This is a genomic window from Thiocapsa imhoffii (assembly GCF_016583985.1).
Taxonomy (GTDB): Bacteria; Pseudomonadota; Gammaproteobacteria; order Chromatiales; family Chromatiaceae; genus Thiocapsa; species Thiocapsa imhoffii.
Genome location: NZ_NRSD01000080.1, coordinates 1 through 1,328, shown reverse-complemented (window position 1 = coordinate 1,328; position 1,328 = coordinate 1). Strand labels below are relative to the sequence as shown.

The 1,328-nt window shown below is 66.0% G+C and carries 1 protein-coding gene and 1 pseudogene; both read left to right on the top strand.

Annotation, left to right across the window (positions count from 1 at the left end; all coding sequences use genetic code 11):
- A pseudogene (locus CKO25_RS22100) lies at nucleotides 1-156 on the top strand (Ig-like domain-containing protein); the annotation flags it as partial.
- Between the two features lie 75 nt (nucleotides 157-231).
- The coding region (locus tag CKO25_RS21490) for a CLIPPER-2 domain-containing protein (RefSeq protein ID WP_338115198.1) at nucleotides 232-1,328 on the top strand (1,097 nt) is incomplete at its 3' end.

Sequence of the window (1,328 nt, the reverse complement as noted above, 5' to 3'; positions counted from 1 at the left end):
GGCAAGACCAAGACGGTCGAGGGTGAAGGCACCTGGACGGTGGATGCGGACACGGGTGCGATCACCTTCACGCCCGAGGCGGGCTTTGAGGGCAATCCGACGCCGATCCAGTACCAGGTGTCGGATGATCTGGGCACGCCGTCGAATCCGGCGACGGTGACGGTGACCTATCTGGGTGCGCCGGCGCTGACGTTGGCGAAGGAGCTGAGCGGTGCTAATCCGGATCCGGTGGTGTTCGGCAGTGTGCTCACTTACACGGTCACTGCCACCAACGATGGTGATGTGACCCTGACCAACGTGGTGGTCAGCGACGACCTGATCACGCCGGACGAGATCACCTGTGCCAGTGTGGCGCCGGGTGCGACCTGCGAGCTGGTGGGTACCTACACGGTCACGCTCGCCGATGCGAGCGCGGCGGTGGTGGTCAACACGGCGTCGGTTGACTCGGATCAGACCGATCCGCAGACGACCGAGCTGTCGACCCCGGTGCAGCCGCCGGTGGCGCCGACGGCCGAGGATGATGCATCGCTGGACAACCCGATGGGCACGCCGGTGACGTTGCCGGTGGTGGACAACGATGCGGCCGCTGACGGGCGGACGCTCGATCCGACGACGGTGGTGATCGACGGTGCCGATGCCGGCAGCGACGGCAAGACCAAGACGGTCGAGGGTGAAGGCACTTGGACGGTGGATCCGGACACGGGTGCGATCACCTTCACGCCCGAGAGCGGCTTTGAGGGCAATCCAACGCCGATCCAGTACCAGGTGTCGGATGATCTGGGCACGCCGTCGAATCCGGCGACGGTGACGGTGACCTATCTGGGTGCGCCGGCGCTGACGTTGGCGAAGGTGCTGAGCGGTGCTAATCCGGATCCGGTGGTGTTCGGCAGTGTGCTCACTTACACGGTCACTGCCACCAACGATGGTGATGTGACCCTGACCAACGTGGTGGTCAGCGACGACCTGATCACGCCGGACGAGATCACCTGTGCCAGTGTGGCGCCGGGTGCGACCTGCGAGCTGGTGGGTACCTACACGGTCACGCTCGCCGATGCGATCGCGGCGGTGGTGGTCAACACGGCGTCGGTTGACTCGGATCAGACCGATCCGGAGACGACCGAGCTGTCGACCCCGGTGCAGCCGCCGGTGGCGCCGACGGCCGAGGATGATGCATCGCTGGACAACCCGATGGGCACGCCGGTGACGTTGCCGGTGGTGGACAACGATGCGGCCGCTGACGGGCGGACGCTCGATCCGACGACGGTGGTGATCGACGGTGCCGATGCCGGCAGTGACGGCAAGACCAAGACGGTCGAGGGTGAAGGCAC